Genomic DNA, 22,093 nt, shown 5'->3' with positions numbered 1-22,093 from the left:
CAAGTCCATCCGCACCGGCCTGCGCTGGAGTGCCACCCTCGGATTGCTGCTGGTGCTGGCCGGCTGCGTGACCGCGCCGCGGCCCACCGGTCCCGCGCCCGAAGCGGCGCGGGCCGATATCGCCCGGCGGATTCCGGCCAGGGTCGACGACCGCGCCGGATGGGCGGCGGACATCGAGGCCGCCTTCGCGGCACAGGGGATCGAGCCGTACGAGGAAAACATCTGTGCGGTGCTGGCGGTGATCGAGCAGGAATCGGGCTACAAGGCCGACCCGCCCGTGGCCAACCTGCCGGCGATCGCGCGCGCGGAGATCGAACGGCGCGCCGCGGCAGTGCACGTGCCCGGGTTCGTGGTGTCGGCTGCGCTCAAGCTGGACTCGTCCGACGGCCGCAGCTACGAGCAGCGGCTGCGCGCGGTGCGTACCGAGCGCGAGCTGAGCGAGCTGTACGAGGACCTGACCGGGCGCGTGCCGCTCGGCGAGCAATTGTTCGACGGCTTCAACCCGGTCGACACCGGCGGACCGATGCAGGTGTCGATCCCGTTCGCCGAGTCGCGTGCCGGCGACTATCCGTACGCGGTCGACGGCAGCATCCGCGACGAAGTGTTCAGTCGTCGCGGCGGCTTGTATTTCGGCATCGACCACCTGCTCGGTTACACCACGCCGTACACACGCAAGGTGCACCGGTTCGCCGACTTCAATGCCGGCTGGTACGCCAGCCGGAATGCGGCGTTCCAGAACGCGGTCGCGGTGGCGAGCGGGCGTTCGCTGGCGCTGGATGGCGACCTGCTGGCGCCCGGCGCGCCGATGGACCGGCCCGGGGAAACCGAGCGCGCGGTGCGGGCATTGGGCAACCGGTTGGGCATGGATGACGGCGCGATCCGCGATGCGCTGCAACGTGGCGACCGGCTGGACTTCAACGACAGCGCGCTGTTCGAGCGGGTGTTCGCGCTGGCCGAGGCGCGCGCCGGCAAGCCGCTGCCGCGCGCGATGATCCCGGGGATCACCCTGGAAAGCCCGAAGATCAGCCGCGAATTGACCACCGCCTGGTTCGCCACCCGGGTGGACGACCGTTACCGGCGCTGCATGGCGCGTTGAACCGCGCGCATCGAAAGGAGATGGTTTTGGCAGCCGCCCGGCTCCATGCCGGGCGGTCGCTTCGGTCCTGTTACGGGGTCAGGTCAATCGCCGCATCGGCGGTGATCAGGCCCTCGCCGGTGGCGTCGTCGCCCCAGCAGGTCTCGACCACCGCACCGCCCGGCTGGGCCAAATCGGCGCAACCGGCGAGCATCGGGATCGCCGCGTCCTCGAGGATCACCTCGATCGCCGCCTGGTCCAGCGCCGGGTTCTTCTGCAGCATCAGCGCGGCGATGCCGGCCACGTGCGGCGACGCCATCGAGGTGCCGCTGAGGTAGAAGAACGAGGTCTTGCCGCTCTGGGTCTGGTAGGGACCGACCACCCACGAGCCCGGCGCGGCCACGTCCAGGTCCTGGCCGGCCAGTTCGCGGCTGGAGAAGTCGGCGATATGGAAATCGAGCGCCGCCGTCGGATCGGCGACGTCGTCGGCGTTCCACCAGTTGCCCGGGTTGCCGTCGGCGCCGGGTTGCCACTGGCCGTTCCAGCCGGACGCCGCCACCGATATCACCGGCGCATACGCACCCGGGTAGCCCATTCCGCTGGTGCCGCTGTTGCCGGCGGATGCGACGATGACCACGCCTTCGCCGATCGCATAGTCGATCGCGGCTTTCTCGACCGCGTCGAGCACCGAGCCGCCGAGGCTCATGTTGATCACCACCGGCGCATCGCCGAGCGCACCGCTGGCCTTGAGGTCGGCGACATACACGATGCCCGCGGCCACCACCGACGACCAGCCGGAGCCGTTCTGGTTCAGCACCTTGACCGGGATGACGGTCGCCAGCGGCGCAGTGCCGTTGACCGGCACTCCACCCAGGCTGTAGCCGAGGATCGAGCTGGTGACATGGGTGCCGTGCGAGTTCTGGTCGTGCTCCCATTTGTTGGGCGGCGAGGAGACATTCCCGTTTTCGCCGCCGCCGCCATTGAACGCGGTGGCGAATTCGCTGGCGATGCGCTCCTGCGGGAAGTACTGGCGCCAAGTGTCGAGCAGGCCGGTGTCGAGCACGGCGACGTACACGCCGTCACCGTTGTAGGGCATGGTCCGCACGCCCGGATTGGTGACATCGACGGCGTCCTGGTCCCAGGTGCTGACGCCGTTGAGGAAATTGGTCGCGCTGACGGTGTCGACCGGGCTGCCATGGCGCTCGGCATCCGGGTTCGCCGCCAGCACGTAAGGCAGGTTGCGGATCGCGTCCAGGCCGCTCGCGGTGGTGCGCATGCTGACGGCGTCGATGCCGACCAGCACGTCGCGGACGGCGCCATAAGTCCCAAGGTCGGCAAGCACCGCGGCCGATGGACTGGTGTCGAGCAGGACATTGACCCGGATCTGCTTGCCGCCGGACGCGGCGTGGGCAGGGGCGGGGAGGGTGCTGGCAGACACCAGACACGCGAGCGCGAGGGCGCTCAGGGCACTCTTGACCACGGGATACCTCCTGGGTGTTGCGCCCGAAACGGGCGGGAAAGCGTGTCCACACGATTTGCGAGCTTGAGTAGAGGAACGTTCGCCACGCGTGATGGCGGCCACTACCCGATGCGGTGGCATAGTCGCGGGTCCGGCAAATCAGGACACGATCTGCCCGCAATAAGCCGCAAGCTGGCGCCACCCCATTCACTCGATCAAGGAGTCCCCATGACCGCTGCCCCCGCGTTGACCCTCCATCACCACCCGCATTCCCGTTCCGCCGGCGCCCGCGTGATGCTGGAAGAGCTCGGCGTCGATTACCGCATCGAGCTGGTGAATCTGCATGCCGGCGAGCAGCGCCGTCCGGAATTCCTCGCGCTCAATCCGCTCGGCAAGCTGCCGACGCTGGTCGATGGCGACACCGTGGTGACCGAGCAGGTCGCGATCTACCTGCACCTGGCCGACCGCTTCCCCGAGGCGGGGCTGGCGCCGGCGATCGGCGACTCCGCGCGCGGCAGCTACCTGCGCTGGATGGTCTATTACGCCTCGTGCTTCGAGCCGGCCGTGGTCGACCGCGCGCAGAAGCACGAACCGGCGGAGCCGATGGTCTCGCCGTATCGCGACTTCGACTCGATGCTGGCGGCACTGGAAGCGCAGCTCGCGCGCGGCCCGTGGATGCTCGGCGATCGCTTCAGCGCCGCCGACGTGCTCTGGGGCACCGCGCTGGCCTGGACCACGCAGTTCGGGCTGGTACCGAAAAGCGAGGTGATCGAGCGGTACATCGAACGGGCCAAGGCGCGCCCGGGGTTCCAGCGTGCGGCGGCAAAGGACGCGGAGCTGCTGGCGACCGCCTAGGTCGCCCCTGTCGTACCCGATCCGGCCCGCGACGCACCACGGCGCGCGGGCCGGATCGTTCCCCATGGATGCCTCACCGCTTGGTGTAGGTCATCTCCATCATCTTGTACTCCTTGCCGTCCGGTCCCGGCCCGTACATCTCGAACACCTCGACCGTCGGGCTGGTCCACTTGGTGGTCATGCGTGCGTCGACCTCCTGCTTGCTGACCGGATCGTTCCAGCTTCCCGTGAAGCTGCAGGCGCCCTGCTCGTCGCAGGTGCCCTCGTTGACCATGACCCCGGTCGACATGCTGTCGTTCCAGGTCGACCAGTACTTGCCGGTGACGTTGTCGTAGCCGGTCATGCCGTGGCCGGTGAACGGCTGGCCGTGCATGGTGGCCTCGACCTCTTCGACCATCACCCGGTCGCCCAGGATCATCGAACGCGTGGCCGTGCCCGATTCGCTGGTCGGCGGCGCGTCGGGCGACATCCAGCTCTTGATTGCCAGGTCGTAGGTGCCGGCGGTCTTCGCCAGCCCGGCGTGCTGCGGACCGGGCGTGCCGGCCTGCTGGTAGGCCTGCATCATCGTCGCCTGTTCTGCGGACATCTCCGGCGACATTTCCGGGGGAGCGTCCTGGGCCAGGACGGGGAGGGTGGTGGCGAGTGCCAGTGCGACTGCGAGCGTGCGGATCATCGGTTTCTCCTTGGGTCGAAAAGCCGGGCGGGACCTACAGCGCAACGAAGTATGCGCGCGGCTCCGGCCGCCGTGCGGCCACCGATCGGACAAGCACCCATCCCCGTCCTTTCCGGTTTTCCGGGCTTTTGTAGGAGCGGCTTCAGCCGCGATCAGATCCCCCAGATAAAAACGCCCACCGCAGTCCCCCACGACGGGCGCCCCACATCGCGATGTCGACCGCCTTACGCCGCCTGTCGCCGCGCCTTCGTCCCCATCAGTTCGCCAAACAGATCCTTCGGATCATCCATCACTGGCACCAGGTCGGTCTTGCTGCCGAGCTTCAACTCGTTGGCCAGGTCACGCACCAACCGCAGCGCCGAGTAATCCTCCAGCGCAAACCCGACCGAGTCGAAGATCGTCACTTGGTCGTCGGCGGTGCGGCCTTCGGCCTCGCCGGCAACCACGCGCCAGAACTCGGTGACCTTGAAGTCCGCCGTCATGTGCTGCAGCTCGCCTTCGATCCGGCTCTGCGGCTCGAACTCGACATAGGTCCAGGTGTTGGCCGCGGTCAGGATCGCCGGGTCCAGCTCGGTCTTGCCCGGACAGTCGCCACCGACGGCGTTGATGTGCATGCCCGGCTCGATCATGTCGGCGCTCAGGATGGTCGCGTTCTTCTTGTCGGCGGTCACCGTGGTGACGATGTCGGCGCCACGCACCGCCTCGCGGGTGTTGGCCGCGCGGACCACGCGCAGCTTCGGCGCGGCGTCGGCGAGGTTGGCCGCCAGCTTGTCGGTGGCGGCCGGGTCGACGTCATACAGACGCACCTCCTCGATGCCGAGCATGTAGTGGAAGGCCAGCGCCTGGAACTCGCTCTGCGCGCCGTTACCGATCAGCGTCATCACCTTCGCGTTCTTACGGGCGAGTTTCTTCGCCGCCATGATCGAGGTCGCGGCGGTGCGGATCGCGGTGGTCATGGTCAGCTCGCTGAGCACAGTCGGCATGCCAGTCTCGACATCGGCCAGCGCGCCGAACGCCATCACCGTCGACAACCCGTGCTTGTAGTTTTCCGGGTGGCCGTTGACGAACTTGAAGCTGTACTCCCTGTCGTCGGCGACCGGCATCAGCTCGATCACGCCGACCTCGGAGTGCGCGGCAGTGCGGGCGGTCTTGTCGAAATCGTTCCAGCGACCGAAGTCGGCTTCGAGGTAATCCACCAGGCGCGAGAACATCTGCGGCAGGCCATGGGTGGCGACGATTTTGGCGATGTCGTGGGTGGTCAGCAGGGTGGTCATCCGGGACTCCTTCAATGGGGCGACGTCGGGATGGATTCCATTGTCCGGACCCCGGCGTCAGCGCGAAACGGCAGGATTGCGCCGTATCCGCCATAAAGCTGGCAAAGTGACAGCTTCTGTTGCCGGATTGCCCGAATGGACGACCTCGACCACCGACTGATCGCCAAGTTGCGGCACGACGCCCGCGCCCCGGTCGCCAGCCTCGCGCAGGCGCTCGGCGTATCGCGCGGCACCATCACCAACCGCATGGCCAAACTGGAGCGCGACGGCGTGATCGTCGGCTACACCGTGCGCCTGCGCCCCGACACCACGCCCGACGAGATCCGCGCCTGGACCAGCCTCGCCGTCAAGGGCAATCAGCATTCGGTGATCCGCGCGCTGCTCGGCGAGCCCGGCGTGGCCGAGCTGCACGACACCAACGGCCGGTGGGACCTCGTCGCCGAACTGCGCGTCGGCGACCTGGCCGAGTTGTCGAAAGTGCTCGAACGCATCCGCAAGATCCCCGGCATCAGCAACAGCGAAACCAGCGTCCACCTGCAGACGTTCCGCGGCTAGCGGGCGCGGTTACTTCTCCAATCCCTCAACCTCCAGCGCCTCGACCGCGGCGAGCATCTCGCGCACGTGGCGGTTGGGGTTGAGGTCGGAGTAGGCCGCGGCGACCGTGCCGTCGGGCGCGACGACGTACGAGGTGCGGTCCGCCCACTCGGGCTTCTTGTCGAGCACGGCGTCGTACTCGGCGGCGATCTTCGCGCCGGTGTCGGCCGCGACCGGGAACTTGCCGCCGCAGGTCTCGGTGTTGCTGGAGAACTCGGCCAACTGGTCGACATTGCCGGCGGTGACGCCGATCACCGACGCGCCGTGCGCCTTGAACTTGTCGATCGCCTGCGAGAACAGCGCCGCCTCGACGTTGCAGCCGGGCGTGTTCGCCGCCGGGAAGAAGTACACCACCACCGGCCCCTGCTCAAGCGCGTCGCCAAGCTCGAAGGTGAACGCCTCGCCGGCCAGGTAGGCCGGTGCGGTGAATGCCGGCGCCTTGTCGCCGGGCTTGAGCTCGGCGAGGGCAGGGCCGGCGAATGCCGCCGCACAGACGGCGCCGAGCACGGCGAGTTTGAGGTGTTTCATGGCATTGCTCCTGGTCAGTGGCGGCATGCGCCGCGGCACGCGTGGACCCATGCTACGCCCGATCACGGTGCCGCCACCCAACCCGCAGCACGATGGCCTTCCGCTCCCCACGGAGAGACCCATGACTTTCCCGACCGCCCGGCCCGGCGCCGAAGACCCGCGCGACGTCCCCGGCCAAACCCCGCACCCCGCAAGCGACCCCATCCCGGACCGGCCGATCGATCCTACCCCCGACCGGCCCACCGATCCCACCCCCGACCGCCCGGTCGACCCCGTGCCCGGGCAACCGGAAAAGCCCATCGTCGATCCCACGCCCGGCGGTCCCGGGCCGCGGCCGGAGCACTGAGCGGGCTGGATCAGACGCGGGCTCTCTCGATATTTCTTTGAGGGAGCCTGTGACTAATCGGCGCACACTTCCCATTGCGGACGGCCGGCGCCCCAGGGGACCGGGACAATCGATGTCACGCTTGTGGTTTGCTGCTTCAGACAGAAGTTCTCGCGGTAGAGGCGGGTGGCCAAACCATCGCCACCCGGCTCGTCCGTGGGCACTGTCCCCATGATGGAAAGAGCGTAGTGCACGCCCGTGACGGGCGTTTCCAGAAGCACCTCAACCACGCCGTCGCCATGCGGAGCGCCGGGTCGCAGGCATTTCCCGGGGACGAGAAAGAAAGGTTCATCTGCCCCAGTGAAGTCGAGCTCCCAGACGGCTTCCGTCCGATCACCTGAGACTCGACTCAGAGTCACGCCCGCCACCCTCGTCGAGCGTGAACGGTCGCCGCTGTCGCCCGCAACCGACACGCATATCTGCTCGTCGACCATCACGACGGTTGCGCGCTGATACAAGTCGGAGGGCTGGGCGCACCCACCTGCAAGTGGAAGGAGGAGGCCCGCCAGAAGCGTCGTCGTACGTTTCATTCGGTCACCTGTGGAAGGTTGTTGGCGCTGCGCGGATCCGCGAGGAATTCAGACAGGGTTTGCTGATACGACGGCAGCGAATCGAAGGTGCTGAACATGTACTGCGCTTCATACAGGGCACGCTTGTCGCCGTGCACCTTCAAAGTGAAGTAGTCGGCAATGATGTTGCCTTGGGCTTCCATGTTGTAGTCGTGCAGCTTTCGTCCCAAACCCAGTGTGTACGCGTAGCTCATGTGGGGGCGGACCGCCCGCACGCGTTTGATCGGATAACCGAGCTGGTACTGCCAGACATGCGTCAATTCGTGTATCAACAACCGCTGCTCAGTCGGTCCAAGCAGCGAGAAGTCCGGTTTGAACAGGTCTGCCGGAAGGTATATCTCGCCATTCGGCGCCACTGCCGTGTCCTCCTGTTGAAAGCCGAAGAACAACCAGTAGCCATGGTTGTGGATCTTGACCGATCCGTAATCAATGGCTTCTCCAAACACCTGTCGCGCCATCGCAATCTCGCCGCCGGTCAAACCGCGGTCCTCCGCCTTGCCGGCGCTGGCCTGCTGGACCGACGATCCCACCTGATTGCCATTGGTCCCGACGCCAGCCAGCGCTACCTGCACCGTTTGCGAAGGGAGGCCGGCCGCGCCGCAGCAACCGGACGCCTGCGGCGGAGCGGACAGCTCGGCCCGGCTGATGCCGAGCGGTGCCGAGGTCGTCACGCGTCCGGTCCGGCCATCGTCATCGGTCACCCCGTCGATGCTGCTTCCATCTTTTAGATGAAGCACGTAGCCGATGTTCGACAGGGCCACACCCGTGGGGCCAACGAACCGGATCTGTTCGTCGAAGGCAGGCCCGGCATTGGCGGCAGCCATCGGGTCCGGAACAGGCCTGGTCGTGGCGACCGCGGCCGCGGTGGCGCTCGTCGAGGCGCCACCCACCGCGGAACCCGCGCCACCACCCGCATCCAGGAAAACCCGTACCTGCTTCACCGCCAACACCTTGCAGCCGCAGGCCAGCGAACTCCCGTGCAGGGCGACGGCCTCGCCGTCGATGATGGTGGTCGGGTCCCCGTCGACAATCGGGAACGTGCCCTTGTGCTGCGGGCAGGTAGCCTTGTCGTTGACGCGCGCGACGGGAAGACCGTCGATATCGGTGAAAGGCGACCCGCTGATGACCTGGCCACCGCCGGTGGTGGCATCGCCCAGTACAACCCACATCCTTGTCATGTTTTCTCCTTGTCCGGCAGTGGACACGCCAGAGTCTACGCGCTCCCTGTCCACCGTCTCACCTGCTGCAACCCCATGACGTATCCTGCCCTGCAACTCGCAACCGCAGGGTGGGGACCCATACGTGGCCGACGCAGACAGCGCTCCGCACAACACCGGCGCCGCCGACGCCTTCATCAGCAAATGGCAGGGCGTTACCGCCTCCGAGCTGTCGACCTCGCAATCGTTCCTGATCGACCTGTGCCACCTGCTCGGCGTCGACACCCCGCACCCCACGCCCGAGCTCGACTACATGTTCGAGCGGCCGATCACCTTCAGCCACGGTGACGGCAGCAGCAGCGCCGGCCGCATCGACCTGTACCGCCGCGGCGCGTTCGTCCTCGAGTCCAAGAAGCTCAAGCTCGGCAGCCACACCAAGGGCTTCGACGACGCCCTGCTGCGCGCCCGCAGCCAGGCCGAGAACTACGCCCGCGCGCTTCCCGCCGCCGAGGGCCGGCCGCCGTTCGTCATCGTGGTCGACGTCGGCCACCGCATCGAGCTGTATTCCGAATTCAGCCGTTCCGGCGGCACCTACGTCCCGTTCCCGGACCCGCGCAGCCACCGCATCGCCCTGGCCGACCTGCGCAAGCCCGAGGTCCGCGACCGCCTGCGCCGCATCTGGCTGGACCCGCTCAACCTCGACCCCAGCCGCGAGTCCGCCCGCGTCACCCGCGAGATCGCCGAGCGCCTGGCCAAACTCGCCCGCAGCCTGGAGAAGGCCAGCCACCCGCCGGAGCTGGTCGCCCAGTTCCTCATGCGCTGCCTGTTCACCATGTTTGCCGAGGACGTGAAGCTGCTACCCGAGCACGCCTTCCGCGACCTGCTGGTGACCCACGCCGAGCAGCCCGACGTCGCCATGCGCATGGTCCGCCAGCTGTGGATCGACATGGACGCCGGCACCGAGTTCTCCGCGGTGGTCAGGGACACCGTGCTGCGCTTCAACGGCAAGCTGTTCAAGCAGCCCGACATCCTGCCGCTCGACCGCGAGCAGGTCGCCCTGCTGGCCGAGGCCGCCCACGCCAAGTGGCAGCACGTCGAGCCCGCCATCTTCGGCACCCTGCTCGAACGCGCCCTCAGCCCGAAGGACCGCCACAAGCTCGGCGCCCACTACACCCCGCGCGCCTACGTCGAGCGCCTGGTCCTGCCGACCGTGATCGAACCGCTGCGCAAGGAGTGGACCGAGGCCCAGGCCGCCGCCGGCACCCTGGCCGACGAGGGCAAGCACAAGGACGCTATCGCCGAGCTGCGCCGCTTCCACCACCGCCTGTGCAGCGTGCGCGTGCTCGACCCCGCCTGCGGCTCCGGCAACTTCCTGTACGTGACGCTGGAGCACCTCAAGCGGCTGGAAGGCGAAGTGCTCAACGCCCTCGACGAACTCGGCTACCGCCAGACCGGCCTCGCCCTCGACGGCGAACGCGCCGACGCCGCCGCCGGCGAAACCGTCGACCCGCACAACCTGCTTGGCATCGAGAAGAACCCCCGCGCCGCCGCTATCGCCGAAGTGGTGCTGTGGATCGGCTACCTGCAATGGCACTTCCGCACCCGCGGCGACGTGCACCCGCCGCAACCGGTGATCCGCGACTTCCGCAATATCGAGACGCGTGATGCCGTGCTGGCGTGGGATGACGTGCAGTACGTCACCGACGAGGCCGGCGTGCCGGTGACGCGGTGGGATGGGGAGACGATGAAGGTGTCGCCGGTGACGGGGGAGCAGGTGCCCGACGAGACCGCTCGCCGGCCGGTGGAGCAGTACGTCAATCCGCGCAAGGCGGCGTGGCCGGAGGCGGATTTCATCGTTGGGAATCCGCCCTTCATTGGTAACAAGCGCATGCGCACCGCGCTGGGTGACGGTTACGTCGAAGCACTACGCGGCGCGTGGCCGGAGATGCCCGAGTCCGCCGACTTCGTCATGTACTGGTGGCATCACGCCGCCCAGCTGACCCGCCGCGGAGCCGTCGAACGCTTCGGCTTCATCACCACCAATTCGATCCGGCAGTCGTTCAACCGCCGCGTGCTGGAGCCGCACCTGGGGGACAAGAAGCAGCCGCTGTCGCTGGTGTTCGCGATTCCGGATCACCCGTGGGTGGATACGGCCGACGGGGCGGCGGTGCGGATTGCTATGACGGTGGGTCGACTTGGTGACGGCCCAAGCGTATTGCGTCAGGTGGTCGCAGAGCAGGAAGGGCGCGACGAAGTTGAAGTCACGCTCCACGAGAAGCGTGGTCTGATCTACGCTGATCTGAAAGTGGGAGCGAACGTCGCTGGCGCGGTTCCGTTGTTGGCGAATAGCCGGGTTAGCAATCGCGGTGTCATTCCTCACGGTGATGGAATGACTGTCACGGAGGATCAGGCCCGTGCGCTCGGGCTTGGAGAGGTCACGGGGATTGAGGCGCGTCTTCGTCCCTACATGAATGGTCGCGACCTAACGCAGGTGTCGCGCGGCATGCGAGTCATAGACATGCATGGGCTGTCGCTCGACCAAGCGCGTGACAAATTTCCTGCGGTGTATCAGTGGCTATTCGATCGCGTAAAACCGGATCGTGATGTCCAGAAAGACAAAGATCTAAGAGAGAAGTGGTGGCTTCACAGGAGGAGCAACGAGGACCTACGGGTCTCAATGCGCGGTATCACGAAATACATCGCTACCGCATATGTCGCAAAGCATCGGTTCTTCGTCTTCTGCGATGTGGAAGTTCTTCCCGACGATATGCTCGTGGCGATCGCGATCGAGCAAGCCGAGTTCCTTGGCGTTCTTAGCAGCACAGTTCACGGTGCTTGGGCACTTGCAGCTGGTGGAACATTGGAGGATCGGCCGCGCTATACGAAAACTACTTGCTTCGAAACATTTCCCTTCCCCAACTTCCATACAGCCGACAAATTCGGCGGCCCCATCGGCATCTCCTTCGTAGACGCCGACGGCAACGAAGGTCCCACCAAGACCTACGGCGAATACCCCTCCGACCGCATCCGCGACCTCGCCGAACAACTCGACGCCCACCGCAAGCGCCAGCAGGCCGCCCATCCCGGCCTGACCCTGACCGGCATGTACAACGTGGTGGAAAAACTGCGCAGCGGCGAACCCCTGACCGCCAAGGAACGCACCATCCACGAACAGGGCCTCGTCTCCGTCCTGCGCCAACTGCACGACGAACTCGACGAAGCCGTCCTCCACGCCTACGGCTGGGGCGACCTGCTGCCGCTGCTGCGCATCGCCCACGGCAACGACGCACCCACGTCCCTTCTCCCGCCTGCGGGAGAAGGTGCCCGAAGGGCGGATGAGGGCACGCGAGACACCGCCAAGCGCGCCTTCGACGAAGCCATCCTCGAACGACTCGTCGCCCTCAACGCCGAACGCGCCGCCCTGGAGGCCCGCGGCGAAATCCACTGGCTCCGCCCCGAGTTCCAGAACCCCGAAGCCCACCGCGAACCCGAACAGCGCGGCCTCGACACCACCCCCGACGAAGGCGAGCGCACCGAACCCGCCAGCGCCGCCCCCATCGCCACCAAACCGACCCCGTGGCCCAAGGACGCCGTCGACCAGGTCCGCGCCGTCGCAGACGTCATCGCTGCAAGCCCCGTCCCGCTCTCAGTCGATGAGATCGCCGCAAGGTTTACTGCGCGCGGGCCGTGGAAGAAGCGGCTCCCGAAGCTGTTGGAAATGCTGGTCGCCCTTGGCCGCGCGCAGGAGCAGGATGGTGCGTATGCGTCGACTTAATCGCGGGACGTTCGAGCATCCCATGTCGTACTACGCCATGCGGTACCTGCTGCTATGGGAGCAGTCGGAGCGACCGGTATTCCAAATGCTCGCTGCGTCCTGGTCGCCAGAGTCGCTCCGGAAGGCCATGCATCATTTCCGGATATCAAGAAGTTTCAGAGGAATCGGTGGCCATACGACAGCGAACATCGTGTTGGGCGCAGTGAACGCTGCAGATGGACCGAGTCCGGTATCGAATGTTCAGAATCTGGCGGAGAGCTTCAGGCGGGACTTCGGCTCCTTCAACCTGTCCGCAGCCTCAAAGCTGCTCTGGTGGAAGCACCGACACCCCTATCTGATTTACGACTCGCGCGCCGTCGCAGCACTGAAGAAGCTGGGCTATCGCTTTGCAAATCGGGATTACGCCGAGTACGCAAGGTCCTGGCTTGGCGCATACGTCGAGAGGGAGGGGGAAATCGATGGCGCCGTGGCATCGCTGGCGGATCTGCAGCCATTCCTGGATACGTGGCACCCCACGGTCGACTCGATTTCTCGGCTTGCACAGGAAAAGTGGTTCAGGGAGAGAGTGTTCGATTTGGCCCTTTGGGAGCACGGCGCACCGAACTGAAGGTGACCGCGCGAGAGGTTGATGAGTGACAGATATGACCGACAACATATGGGTGCGTGGGGAAGTCCTGGAGCGCGCGCTTCAGGTCACCGGGGCGACAAACAGGTGGGGAAGGTTTCGCCCCGATGGGCGAGTGCGCATTGATCTTGCACAGCATTGCTATGTCCTTGGGATCGAGCATGAGCACGGCTTTCCGTTCGTGGTGGACAACCAGATGATTGCCACGATCCACGATTTTGACGCAGAGAACGAGTTCCGTTTCGCGGCGCACGATCAAGTCGTCACGGTTGACGGAGTTTCGTCTACCCGCAGGGCACTTGAGAGTGCCAGGGTCTATTTTTTTTCAGGAGTGGATCACCACACCCATAGTGGTGTGGAGCGTTTGGCTCAGCTGTTAGGCATGAACGCATCAAATGACACGTGACGGGGGTGGTATGGACGACAGAGTTAAGAAACTGATGACGCCGGAGCAGTGCGAGGTGTTTGCTCGGAACGCCATCAAGCTGGGTCGGAGTGATCTGGCGGCACAAGCTAAGCAGCGCGCCGTGGAATTGCGCGCGGGAGCGCACGGTGCAGGCTCCGCGGCGGAACGTGAGTGTCTAGCGGCGATTTATGCGTACGAGGAGATTCTTCGCGCGAAGCACGGCAGACGTGTGCCAGCCCGCCGGACGTGGCAGATGATCGAGCGCCGCGGAATCATCCCGGCGATTGAACATGCTGTGGACCGCCCGGATGGGACGGCTGGGTTCACAGCGTTGCAAGAGATTGGGCTGGAAAACTACGCCTTCGAGGCCGTGGTGCTTCGCCATCCGCAGTTGTTCTCCGAGAGCGCAGTGGAGCGCTCCAGTCAACGGATGGTGTCGCTGGATGAAGTAGCGGCCATCGAGGTATCCGGACTGGAAAAGCCGGCGGTTTGATGCGGGCGGTGTCGGGCAAAGGTGGAGTCTTGGCCGGTCGATGGGACGACCGCGACGGGTCGCTTGTCCCGCCATTCCGCTGCCGCTGGTACTTCTCGTGGACGCAATTATCGTCCGAATCGATCGCGGGTTACTTCGCTGGGTACGAAGGCGGTGGAGCATTCGTGGAAGAGCGGTTCCACGCTTGTTTTGAGGGAGGCGTGCCGGTTGAGTTCGTCTGGAATGGAAGGGATCACGTCTCCGGTGGCGAGCGCTCGGTCAGCACGATCGCGGACGTCGTAAAGGAGTGCAACGATCAGCATTTCGAGCTTTTCCTTCGCTGGCATGATCGAAACGAGTGGGAGCGCGGCTTCCTGTGCCTTGCGCCGGGCCGGGAGCGTGGGTTGGTCATGCTGCCCAGCGCGCTTTACTTGCCGCCAAAAGAAGAGAGCGCAATGGGCGTGGTCGCCGCGCTGGCGCGCTACACGGGAATCATGAGTTCCTTTTGATAGCGCCAGGGTCGATGCGGTTCAGCTCGCTGGCTGCTTTCTGCCACAATCCCCCACGCTCCGGCCGTCCCACGGCACCGGAACACGCCACACGGACGCGGCGGAGCACTTTCGCGCACGGCACTGGGCCGGGTGCATCAATGACAAGGAAAACGTCATGAGTCAGGACCTTCTTTCCCTCTCGCTGGTCGACGAGGACATCACCGCCATCGGCGCTTCGCTGACCGACATCGAGTCGCGCCTGGCCGGGCGGCTGGTCGCGCTGGACAACGACAGCCGTCGGCAGATCACCAAGATGGGCAACAAGTCCGAGGCGTTCGTGCGGCAGACCCTGATGGTGCTGGAGCAGAACCCCGATGTGGTGCCCGCCGCGCTGCGGCTGGAGGAGGCGCAGGCCGACCTGCGCGCGGTCGATGCGCTGCGCCCGGTGCTGGCGCGCCTGCAGCGGCTGGCCGAGCGCGTCGCCGATTCGGAGATGGCGCTGGGCAGCGATGCGATGAACACCGCGCTGGAGGGTTATGCGCTGCTCAAGGTGACCGGCCGCAACAAGGGCCTGGAGGCGCTGAGCGAGGCGCTGGCCGAGCGCTTCTCGCGCTCGTCGTCCGCCCCGGAGCCGGTGCCGGCGCAGTAAATCGCTCGACCGCTGCAGAGAGAAGCCCCGGAAACGGGGCTTTTTTCTTTTCCGCCGTGCGAAAACGCCCGAAACACGGAGCAGAACGCTCTGACCGTCGGGGTTACTGGCCGGAGGCTGGAGCGATCAGCCGCGGGGTGGTAGCGACTTGCCTCGCAACTGGAGTAACGCCCTTCGGCGTTGGACAAATTTTGTCCAGTTCCGGGCATCCTGTTCTCCACGATTGGACAGGTTTTGTCCGGCGATGGAGCAGGGAACGCCGCTGTTGGATACTGGAAACCGCTTGGCCGCCGCGAGGCGTTAGACAGGAGAACACGGATGCAAGTCCAGCGCATCGTAGCCAACATCAGCACCACCGACGTCGCCAAGGCAGACGCGTTCTACCGCGACATTCTTGGGCTCGATCTGCTCATGGATCACGGTTGGCTGCGCACCTACGGCTCCGCCGCAAAGATGACGGTGCAGGTGGCCTTCGCCAGCCAGGGCGGTTCCGATACGCCGGTGCCGGACCTGTCGATCGAGGTGGACGATCTCGACGAGGCCGTGCGGAGGGTCGAGGCCGCGGGGATCGCGTTCGAATACGGCCCGGTCGACGAGCCGTGGGGCGTGCGGCGGTTCTACGTCCGCGATCCGTTCGGCAAGCTGGTCAACATCCTCGTGCACCAGTAGCCGGATCGCCCGGCTCAGCCCGCGGCGACCGACTCCTGTTCCTTGGCCTTCGCTGCCGCCTGCGAGTCGGCAACAAACGCCCTCACCTGCGTCTCCAGCACCGGCAGCGGCACCGAGCCGAGCGCCAGCACCATGTCGTGGAAGGCCTTGATATCGAAGTCTGCGCCCAGCGCCTGCTCCGCCTCGCCGCGCAGGCGGACGATCGCCAGTTCGCCGAGCTTGTAGCTCAGCGCCTGCGCCGGCCAGGAGATGTAGCGGTCGACCTCGGTGGTGACTTCGTGCTCGCTCAGCGCGGTGTGGTCGCGCAGGTAGGCCAGCGCCTGGTCGCGGGTCCAGCCCTTGGTGTGCACGCCGGTGTCGATCACCAGCCGGCAGGCGCGCCACATCTCGTAGGTGAGGCGGCCGAACTGCTGGTAGGGGGTCTCGTAGATGCCCATCTCTTCGCCGAGCTTCTCGACGTACAGGCCCCAGCCCTCGCCGAACGCGGAGATGTAGGTCTTGCGGCGGAAGTCCGGCAGCGTGTCCTGCTCCTTGGCCAGCGCGCCCTGCAGCGCGTGGCCGGGCGAGGCCTCGTGCAGGGTCAGCGCCGGCAGGTTGTACAGCGGGCGCGAGGGCAGGTCGTAGGTGTTGAGCCAGTAGGTGCTGTTGCCGCCGCGGCCGGCGGTCCAGAACGGCGCGATCTCCGGCGGCACCGGGATGATGGTGAAGCGCGCGCGCGGCAGGGTGCCGATGTAGTCGCCGACCACCGCGTCGATGCGCTTGGCGATCCACGCGGCGTGGTTGAGCAGCTCCTGCGGGGTCTTGGCGTAGAACTGCGGGTCGGTGCGCAGGAACTGCAGGAACTCGGCGAAGCTGCCCTCGAAGCCGGTCTGCTCGATGACGGCGTCCATCTGCGCCTGGATCCGCGCGACTTCGTCCAGGCCGATCTGGTGGATCTCGTCCGGGGTCAGGTCGAGCGTGGTGTATTCGCGGACTTGCTGGCGGTACCAGTCCTCGCCGCCGGGCATCTCCGAGGCGCCGAGGGTGGTGCGGGCGTTGGGCACGTATTCCTTGCGGAAGAACGTCAGCAGTTTCCGGTGCGCGGGGATCACGCGCTCGGCGATCGCCTTGCGGGCGTCGGCGCGCAGCTGCTCTTGCACGTCGGCGGGAATCGTCGCGGGCAGTTGCTTGAACGGTTCATACAAAGGCGATTCGGTCGGGTCGTCCAGCTCGGCGACCATCGCGATCGACACGTCGCGACCGTCGAGCACCGCGCGCGGCACGCTGAAGCCGCGGGCCAAGCCGGCGCGCATGTTGACGATCTGCTCGTCGAAGTAGCGCGGCACGTCGGCCACGCGGTCGATGTAGGCGCGGTAGTCGTCGACCGACTCGAACTCGCCGCGCGCCATGAAGCCCAGGCTCGACCAGAACGAGGAGTCGGAGTTGAACGGCATCTCGTAGCTGCGGAAGCGGACCTCGGCGGCGAGGTTCTCGACCTGCGGGCGGTACACCGCGAGGTGGATCCGGTTCTCCGGCGAGAGCGCGGCCGGGTCGATCGTGTCCAGCTCGGCCAGCACCTGCTCCCACACCGCGAGGCGCGCGGCCTGGCTGGCGGCGTCGACCGACGGCAGCGTGTGCTGGGCGGTGTCGCCCTCGCTGTCCTCGTCGGCCATGCCGAACTCTTCCACCCGCCACGCCCATTCGCGCTCGTAGATCGCCTCGAAACGCTGGTCTTCCGCGGAGGCCGTTGCAGCGGCGTTGGGCGTCGACGGTTGCTCGGCGGCGACGGCGGGAACGGCAGCGAGTGCGAGGTGGGCGGCGATCAGCAGGGAGAGGGCAGTCTTCACGAGGCGTCTCGATACGGGGTCTGCCGCATCTTCGCACCGCGTGATGCCACTGTCTTGCCGACCGGCCGCCGCGACTTTGCCCAAGCTGCCGACCCATCCTCCGGTACTGCACGGCATCCACAGGGCAAGGTAGAACCGGCAGGTTGGCCCGGCGTCCCGGCCCCTCATTCGGAGAACCACCCTTGAACAAGACCCTGCTTTGCGCCGCCACCGCGGTCGCGCTGACCCTGCTCGCGGCGCCGGCCGCGCACGCCCACGAACGTTGCCTCGACGGCGCCTGCGACACGCAGGCGCTGTTCGCCACGCCGGCCGACGCCGGTGGCGGTGACGCCCCCGTTGCCGCCACGCGCTTCGGCACCTGGGGCGTCGATACCGCCGGCATGGATACCAGCGTCGACCCGGGCGCGGACTTCTTCGGTTACGTCAGCGGCACCTGGGCGGAGAACACCGAGATCCCGGCCGACCGCTCCAGCTGGGGCGCGTTCTACGCGTTGCGCGACCTGTCCGAATCGCGGGTGCGCAAGCTGGTCGAGGGCTACGAGCAGGGCGACCCGGCCACCGGTGGCGACGCCGCCAAGGTCGCCGCGCTGTACCACGGCTTCATGGATCAGGCGGCGATCGAGGCGCTCGGCGCCGCGCCGCTGCAGCCACACCTGGACGCCATCCGCGCCGCCGCCGACAAGGACGCCATCGCCGCGTTGATGGGCCAGCGCAACGCCGGCTTCGGCGGCAGCTTCTTCGGCGCCTACGTGTCCGACGACCAGAAGAGCCCCGACACCTACGCGCTGTACCTGAGCCAGTCCGGCCTCGGCCTCGGCGACCGCCAGATGTACCTCGACGAGAAGTTCGCCCCGCAGCGCGAGCGTTACGTCGAGTACATCGCGCAGATGCTCGAACTGGCCGGCTGGGACGCCCCGCAGGCCAATGCCGAGAACATCATGGCGATGGAGACGGAGATCGCCGAGGCCCACTGGACCCGCGCCGAGAGCCGCAACCGCGACAAGACCTACAACCCGGTGATGCTGGCCGAAATCGACGCGGCCGCGCCGGGCTTCCCGTGGGCGACGTTCTTCAAGGCCGCCGGCGTCGACTACGCCGACCGCGCGGTGATCCGCCAGGACACCGCGTTCCCGAAGATCGCCAAGGTGTTTGCCGACACCGATCTGGCCACCCTCAAGGCCTGGCAGGCGTTCCAGACCACCGACAACGCCGCGCCGCTGCTGTCGAAGGCATTCGTCGACGCCGAGTTCGGCTTCCGCAGCAAGTTCATGTCCGGCCAGCCCGAGCAGCGCGAGCGCTGGAAGCGCGCCGTCGCCTTCGCCGAGTCGGCGATGGGCGAAGCGATCGGCCGTGACTATGTCGAGCTGTACTTCCCCGCTGACGCCAAGGCCAAGATGGACGACCTGGTCGCCAACGTGAAGGCGGCGATGGGCGCGCGGCTGGACCAACTGGCGTGGATGAGCGCGGCGACCAAGGCCGAGGCCCACAAGAAGCTCGCCAACTTCGGCCTCAAGATCGGCCACCCCGATACCTGGCGCGACTACACCGCGCTTGAGATCCACAACAACGATGTCTTCGGCAATGCCGAGCGCGCCGCCGCCTTCGAGTGGGAGCACGACCGTGTGCGCATCGGCAAGCCGGTCGACGAGGGCGAGTGGGGCATGACCCCGCAGACCGTCAACGCCTACTACTCGTCGGTCAAGAACGAGATCGTGTTCCCCGCCGCGATCCTGCAGCCGCCGTTCTTCGATCCCGACGCCGACCCGGCGGTCAACTACGGCGCCATCGGCGGCGTGATCGGCCACGAGATCATCCACGGCTTCGACGACCAGGGCCGCAAGTCCGACGGCAGCGGCCTGCTGCGCGACTGGTGGACGGCCGAGGACGCCGCCCAGTTCGAGGTCCAGGCCGAGCGCCTCGGCGCCCAGTACGAGGCCTACGAGTTCCCGGCCCTGCCGGGCCTGCACATCAACGGTCGCGCCTCGATGGGCGAGAACATCGGCGACCTCGGCGGCCTGACCATCGCGCTGGAGGCGTACCGACGCTCGCTCGACGGCAAGGACGCACCGGTGATCGACGGCTTCACCGGCGAGCAGCGGTTGTTCATGGGCTGGGCGCAGGTCTGGCGCACCCAATACCGCGACGACGCCCTGCGCCAGCAACTGGTGGGCGACTCGCACTCGCCTGGCCAGATCCGCGCTTTCGCGCCGCTGCGCAACATCGACGCCTGGTACGACGCGTTCAACGTCACCGAGGCCGACCCGCTGTGGATCGCGCCGCAGGATCGCGTGCGGATCTGGTAACCCACAAAAGCCCCCGGCACCCCGGGGGCTTTTCTGTAGGAGCGACGCAAGTCGCGACCCACTGACAACGAAACGCGCCGCGGTCGACGCGATCCATCGGTCGCCCGGCCGGGACTACGCGTGTAACGCTGCTGTGGATGACGTGTCAGTGGGTCGCGACTCACGTCGCTCCTACACCGCCATCGTCGGTTGTTTCGGCGCCGGCTACTTCAGTGGCAGGCACACCGCGGTGCGCCATTGCGACGGTGGCAACTGGCGCCAGTCGTTGAGGTACTCCTCCACCATCGGGCCGTCGCCGGCCTCCTCGCCGCTGTTGGGCAACCACTCGCCGAACAGCCAGCGGTACGGGTTGGGCAGTTCCGCGTAGGGGCCGGTGTGGACCAGCACGGCGTAGCGGCCGCCGGGAATGCGGCCACGTTGCACCGCGCCGTCGGGTTCCACCTCGGGGGCGATCTGGATGCACGCCTCCGAGCGCAGGTCGGCTTCGTCGGTGGCTTCCGGGTCGTCGTGGTAGACGCCGAATCCGCGCGTCTGCGCGATGCCGCAGCCGGCGGCCCAGGCGCCGAGTTTCTCGAAGGTGGTGCCGATCTTCTCGTAGTCGCCGTGGTGGGCGAGGGCGGCGACGTCGATCGCCGGACGCTCCTCGATGGTGACGCTGTAGGCGGTGCTGCTCATGCGGATGTCCTCCAGTGGATGGGTTTGAAGGACGGGCGGGGCGAGGGCGCCCAGCCCGCCGCGGCGGCGATACTCACCCGGTGGCACGCCGTGGGCCTGGGCGAACGCGCGGTTGAACGGCGCCGTGGCCGAATAGCCGCAGCGCCGCGCGATCGTGGCCAGGCTGGCCGTGCCGTGCAGCAGTTCCGACGCTGCGCGATGCAGGCGCATGCGTCGCAGCGTCCCGGCCACCGTCTCGCCCATCAGCCCGCGGTAGATGCGGTGGAAATGCCAGGGCGAGAAGTGGCCGACCGCCGCCAGTTGTTCCAGCGTCGGCGGCTGGTCCAGCCGCTCGGCCATGTAGGCCACCACCCGGTCGAGGCGGGCGGCGTGGCTGAGGCGGGTCGGGGAACGCTGCATGGGTGGTCTCGTCTGTGTGCCGCGGAGCCATCCTCGCGCCGGCGGATTGACATGGGTTGCGCAGTTGGCGGGCGGGGCGAATGGCTGACGTATCCTGCAGCGAATCGCGCGCAAGCGGCAGGGAGTAGGGCAATGGCGAGAGTTACCGGAATCGGCGGCGTCTTCCTCAAGTGCAAGGGCGACAGCGCGGCGCTGGCGGCGTGGTACCAGGAGCACCTGGGCATGCCGCTGGAGCCGTGGGGCGGCGCCGTACTCAAATGGCCCGACGACAAGGCCGAAGACGGCGGCCTCACCGTGTGGAACCTGGCGGACAGGGACAGCAAGTGGTTCAGCCCGAGTGATTCCGCCTTCATGATCAACTACCGGGTCGACGATCTCGACGCGTTGCTTGCGCAACTGCAAGCCGCCGGCGTCGCCATCATCGAGGGCCCCCAGTCGCACGAGAACGGCAAGTTCGCGTGGATCATGGATCCGGACGGAAACAAGGTCGAGTTGTGGGAGCCGATGCTCTGGGACGACAGGAACAAGGGCACGTAACCCGATGAAGGAGCGCGCCGCCCGACTGGCGTCGATCCTGATCCACCCGGCGGTGGTGATGGTGATTGCAGCGGCCATTGCCGCCGGTGTCACCGACCGGGACACCGGCTTGGTGTGGCAAGCCCTTGGCGTCGCCGTGGCGGCCGCCGTCGTGGTGATGGTCTACAGCGCGTTGCAGGCGCGTTCGGGGCGCTGGTCGCATATCGATGCATCGCGACCGAACGAGCGCTCGCAGCTCAACCGGTTCGCGTCGTGGGCGTTGCTGGGTTTGACGGCGGTGTTGGCGCTCATCGGCACCGACCGCGGCATCGTCGTCGCGATCGGCCTGTCGGCATTGATCGTCTTCGCCGGCCACCTGTTGCGCGGGCGGCTCAAAACCTCGCTGCACGTGGCGTTCGCCGCGTTCGCGACGTGCATCGTCTGGCCGCATCCGGTGGCCTTCGCCGCGTTATTGCTGGCGACGCTGGTGGTGGCGTGGTCACGGCTGGTACTGCGCCGGCACCAGGTGTCCGAGTTGATCGTGGGTGCCGTGATCGGGCTGGTCTGCGGCGTGGTGTTCCAGTGGGTCGTGAACGCTCCGGCATAGCTGCCGGTCAGGACAAAGGCTCATGCCGGGCGAATGCCTTCTTGCCGCGATCTTCGCGCCCGCTTATCGGCCGGGGCGGCAGCATGGCCGCCACATGCTTTCCATCGGAGC

General features: G+C 66.9%; 22 protein-coding genes. 14 read left to right on the top strand and 8 right to left on the bottom strand.

Translation table 11 applies throughout. From position 1 onward, the window contains the following. The first annotated feature begins 7 nt into the window (after window positions 1-7). Entirely contained in the window at window positions 8-1,096 is a 1,089-nt protein-coding gene (locus tag SNE34_RS03610; protein WP_332615664.1) for a DUF1615 domain-containing protein, read from the top strand. Window positions 1,097-1,166: 70 nt separating this feature from the next. Here SNE34_RS03610 and SNE34_RS03605 read toward each other — a convergent pair whose 3' ends face one another. Then, entirely contained in the window at window positions 1,167-2,555 is a 1,389-nt protein-coding gene (locus SNE34_RS03605) for a S8 family peptidase (RefSeq protein WP_332614822.1), read from the bottom strand. 207 nt (window positions 2,556-2,762) lie between these two features. Between SNE34_RS03605 and SNE34_RS03600 the strand changes: the two genes are divergently transcribed. Continuing rightward, window positions 2,763-3,389, top strand: coding sequence for a glutathione S-transferase family protein (locus SNE34_RS03600; RefSeq protein WP_332614820.1), 627 nt, complete (start codon window positions 2,763-2,765; stop codon window positions 3,387-3,389). Window positions 3,390-3,462: 73 nt separating this feature from the next. On the opposite strand, the gene SNE34_RS03595 is transcribed toward SNE34_RS03600, so the two are convergent. Beyond that, a complete protein-coding gene (locus tag SNE34_RS03595) occupies window positions 3,463-4,062 on the bottom strand; it encodes a DUF1579 domain-containing protein (RefSeq protein WP_332614818.1) in 600 nt (199 codons plus the stop codon). A gap of 224 nt (window positions 4,063-4,286) precedes the next feature. Further along, on the bottom strand, window positions 4,287-5,336 hold the full coding sequence (locus SNE34_RS03590) for an ornithine cyclodeaminase (protein ID WP_332614816.1): 1,050 nt from the start codon (window positions 5,334-5,336) through the stop codon (window positions 4,287-4,289). Window positions 5,337-5,471: 135 nt separating this feature from the next. On the opposite strand from SNE34_RS03590, the gene SNE34_RS03585 reads away from it, so the two are divergent. Then, window positions 5,472-5,891 (top strand): Lrp/AsnC family transcriptional regulator, encoded by a 420-nt coding sequence (locus SNE34_RS03585; protein ID WP_332614814.1) that lies wholly within the window; start codon window positions 5,472-5,474, stop codon window positions 5,889-5,891. A 9-nt stretch (window positions 5,892-5,900) separates the two neighbouring features. On the opposite strand, the gene SNE34_RS03580 is transcribed toward SNE34_RS03585, so the two are convergent. Then, window positions 5,901-6,458 carry a peroxiredoxin gene (locus tag SNE34_RS03580; protein WP_332614812.1) on the bottom strand — a complete coding sequence of 186 codons (558 nt, stop codon included), beginning with the start codon at window positions 6,456-6,458 and terminating at the stop codon, window positions 5,901-5,903. Window positions 6,459-6,579: 121 nt separating this feature from the next. Between SNE34_RS03580 and SNE34_RS03575 the strand changes: the two genes are divergently transcribed. Further along, window positions 6,580-6,804, top strand: coding sequence for a hypothetical protein (locus SNE34_RS03575; protein ID WP_332614810.1), 225 nt, complete (start codon window positions 6,580-6,582; stop codon window positions 6,802-6,804). A gap of 53 nt (window positions 6,805-6,857) precedes the next feature. Here SNE34_RS03575 and SNE34_RS03570 read toward each other — a convergent pair whose 3' ends face one another. Next, window positions 6,858-7,373: a hypothetical protein gene (locus SNE34_RS03570; RefSeq protein ID WP_332614807.1), complete on the bottom strand. Its 516-nt coding sequence runs from the start codon at window positions 7,371-7,373 to the stop codon at window positions 6,858-6,860. Further along, window positions 7,370-8,590, bottom strand: a complete 1,221-nt coding sequence (locus tag SNE34_RS03565; protein ID WP_332614805.1) for a PAAR domain-containing protein — start codon at window positions 8,588-8,590, stop codon at window positions 7,370-7,372. The genes SNE34_RS03570 and SNE34_RS03565 overlap by 4 nt, the downstream gene beginning before the upstream one ends. Before the next feature lie 124 nt (window positions 8,591-8,714). Here SNE34_RS03565 and SNE34_RS03560 point away from each other — a divergent pair, with 124 nt between their 5' ends. The 7 genes from SNE34_RS03560 to SNE34_RS03530 all read left to right on the top strand — a co-directional run bounded on the left by SNE34_RS03560 (window position 8,715) and on the right by SNE34_RS03530 (window position 15,656). Continuing rightward, window positions 8,715-12,344, top strand: coding sequence for a class I SAM-dependent DNA methyltransferase (locus SNE34_RS03560; protein WP_332614802.1), 3,630 nt, complete (start codon window positions 8,715-8,717; stop codon window positions 12,342-12,344). A gap of 22 nt (window positions 12,345-12,366) precedes the next feature. Next, a complete protein-coding gene (locus tag SNE34_RS03555) occupies window positions 12,367-12,951 on the top strand; it encodes a hypothetical protein (protein ID WP_332614800.1) in 585 nt (194 codons plus the stop codon). Window positions 12,952-12,985: 34 nt separating this feature from the next. Continuing rightward, complete coding sequence (locus SNE34_RS03550; RefSeq protein ID WP_332614799.1) at window positions 12,986-13,375, top strand: hypothetical protein; 390 nt, start codon at window positions 12,986-12,988, stop codon at window positions 13,373-13,375. Window positions 13,376-13,385: 10 nt separating this feature from the next. Continuing rightward, window positions 13,386-13,868, top strand: a complete 483-nt coding sequence (locus SNE34_RS03545; RefSeq protein WP_332614796.1) for a hypothetical protein — start codon at window positions 13,386-13,388, stop codon at window positions 13,866-13,868. Window positions 13,869-14,032: 164 nt separating this feature from the next. Then, complete coding sequence (locus tag SNE34_RS03540; protein WP_332614795.1) at window positions 14,033-14,356, top strand: hypothetical protein; 324 nt, start codon at window positions 14,033-14,035, stop codon at window positions 14,354-14,356. A 157-nt stretch (window positions 14,357-14,513) separates the two neighbouring features. Continuing rightward, window positions 14,514-14,987 (top strand): hypothetical protein, encoded by a 474-nt coding sequence (locus tag SNE34_RS03535; protein ID WP_332614794.1) that lies wholly within the window; start codon window positions 14,514-14,516, stop codon window positions 14,985-14,987. Window positions 14,988-15,305: 318 nt separating this feature from the next. Further along, window positions 15,306-15,656, top strand: a complete 351-nt coding sequence (locus tag SNE34_RS03530; RefSeq protein WP_332614792.1) for a VOC family protein — start codon at window positions 15,306-15,308, stop codon at window positions 15,654-15,656. A 14-nt stretch (window positions 15,657-15,670) separates the two neighbouring features. On the opposite strand, the gene SNE34_RS03525 is transcribed toward SNE34_RS03530, so the two are convergent. Further along, a complete protein-coding gene (locus tag SNE34_RS03525; RefSeq protein ID WP_332614790.1) occupies window positions 15,671-17,482 on the bottom strand; it encodes a DUF885 domain-containing protein in 1,812 nt (603 codons plus the stop codon). Between the two features lie 182 nt (window positions 17,483-17,664). Here SNE34_RS03525 and SNE34_RS03520 point away from each other — a divergent pair, with 182 nt between their 5' ends. After that, a complete protein-coding gene (locus SNE34_RS03520) occupies window positions 17,665-19,785 on the top strand; it encodes a M13 family metallopeptidase (RefSeq protein ID WP_332614788.1) in 2,121 nt (706 codons plus the stop codon). 204 nt (window positions 19,786-19,989) lie between these two features. Here SNE34_RS03520 and SNE34_RS03515 read toward each other — a convergent pair whose 3' ends face one another. Beyond that, on the bottom strand, window positions 19,990-20,859 hold the full coding sequence (locus tag SNE34_RS03515) for an AraC family transcriptional regulator (RefSeq protein WP_332614786.1): 870 nt from the start codon (window positions 20,857-20,859) through the stop codon (window positions 19,990-19,992). 132 nt (window positions 20,860-20,991) lie between these two features. Between SNE34_RS03515 and SNE34_RS03510 the strand changes: the two genes are divergently transcribed. Further along, on the top strand, window positions 20,992-21,396 hold the full coding sequence (locus SNE34_RS03510) for a VOC family protein (RefSeq protein WP_332614784.1): 405 nt from the start codon (window positions 20,992-20,994) through the stop codon (window positions 21,394-21,396). A gap of 4 nt (window positions 21,397-21,400) precedes the next feature. Next, window positions 21,401-21,982: a hypothetical protein gene (locus SNE34_RS03505; RefSeq protein WP_332614783.1), complete on the top strand. Its 582-nt coding sequence runs from the start codon at window positions 21,401-21,403 to the stop codon at window positions 21,980-21,982. Window positions 21,983-22,093 lie beyond the last annotated feature (111 nt).

The sequence above is a fragment of the Novilysobacter erysipheiresistens genome (genome assembly GCF_036663935.1).
In the GTDB taxonomy this organism is placed as follows: Bacteria; Pseudomonadota; Gammaproteobacteria; order Xanthomonadales; family Xanthomonadaceae; genus Novilysobacter; species Novilysobacter erysipheiresistens.
Note: the sequence above shows the minus strand (reverse complement) of the source record. Positions and strands in the feature narration are given on the sequence as shown.

What these genes read in the sequence shown, in the direction of transcription:
- SNE34_RS03530 (WP_332614792.1), top strand. Translation starts at nt 15,306, where the DNA reads ATGCAAGTCCAGCGCATCGTAGCCAACATCAGCACCACCGACGTCGCC.
- SNE34_RS03565 (WP_332614805.1), bottom strand. Translation starts at nt 8,590, where the DNA reads ATGACAAGGATGTGGGTTGTACTGGGCGATGCCACCACCGGCGGTGGC.
- SNE34_RS03555 (WP_332614800.1), top strand. Translation starts at nt 12,367, where the DNA reads ATGTCGTACTACGCCATGCGGTACCTGCTGCTATGGGAGCAGTCGGAG.
- SNE34_RS03575 (WP_332614810.1), top strand. Translation starts at nt 6,580, where the DNA reads ATGACTTTCCCGACCGCCCGGCCCGGCGCCGAAGACCCGCGCGACGTC.
- SNE34_RS03510 (WP_332614784.1), top strand. Translation starts at nt 20,992, where the DNA reads ATGGCGAGAGTTACCGGAATCGGCGGCGTCTTCCTCAAGTGCAAGGGC.
- SNE34_RS03600 (WP_332614820.1), top strand. Translation starts at nt 2,763, where the DNA reads ATGACCGCTGCCCCCGCGTTGACCCTCCATCACCACCCGCATTCCCGT.
- SNE34_RS03550 (WP_332614799.1), top strand. Translation starts at nt 12,986, where the DNA reads ATGACCGACAACATATGGGTGCGTGGGGAAGTCCTGGAGCGCGCGCTT.
- SNE34_RS03570 (WP_332614807.1), bottom strand. Translation starts at nt 7,373, where the DNA reads ATGAAACGTACGACGACGCTTCTGGCGGGCCTCCTCCTTCCACTTGCA.
- SNE34_RS03515 (WP_332614786.1), bottom strand. Translation starts at nt 20,859, where the DNA reads ATGCAGCGTTCCCCGACCCGCCTCAGCCACGCCGCCCGCCTCGACCGG.
- SNE34_RS03505 (WP_332614783.1), top strand. Translation starts at nt 21,401, where the DNA reads ATGAAGGAGCGCGCCGCCCGACTGGCGTCGATCCTGATCCACCCGGCG.
- SNE34_RS03585 (WP_332614814.1), top strand. Translation starts at nt 5,472, where the DNA reads ATGGACGACCTCGACCACCGACTGATCGCCAAGTTGCGGCACGACGCC.
- SNE34_RS03595 (WP_332614818.1), bottom strand. Translation starts at nt 4,062, where the DNA reads ATGATCCGCACGCTCGCAGTCGCACTGGCACTCGCCACCACCCTCCCC.
- SNE34_RS03580 (WP_332614812.1), bottom strand. Translation starts at nt 6,458, where the DNA reads ATGAAACACCTCAAACTCGCCGTGCTCGGCGCCGTCTGTGCGGCGGCA.
- SNE34_RS03590 (WP_332614816.1), bottom strand. Translation starts at nt 5,336, where the DNA reads ATGACCACCCTGCTGACCACCCACGACATCGCCAAAATCGTCGCCACC.
- SNE34_RS03535 (WP_332614794.1), top strand. Translation starts at nt 14,514, where the DNA reads ATGAGTCAGGACCTTCTTTCCCTCTCGCTGGTCGACGAGGACATCACC.
- SNE34_RS03545 (WP_332614796.1), top strand. Translation starts at nt 13,386, where the DNA reads ATGGACGACAGAGTTAAGAAACTGATGACGCCGGAGCAGTGCGAGGTG.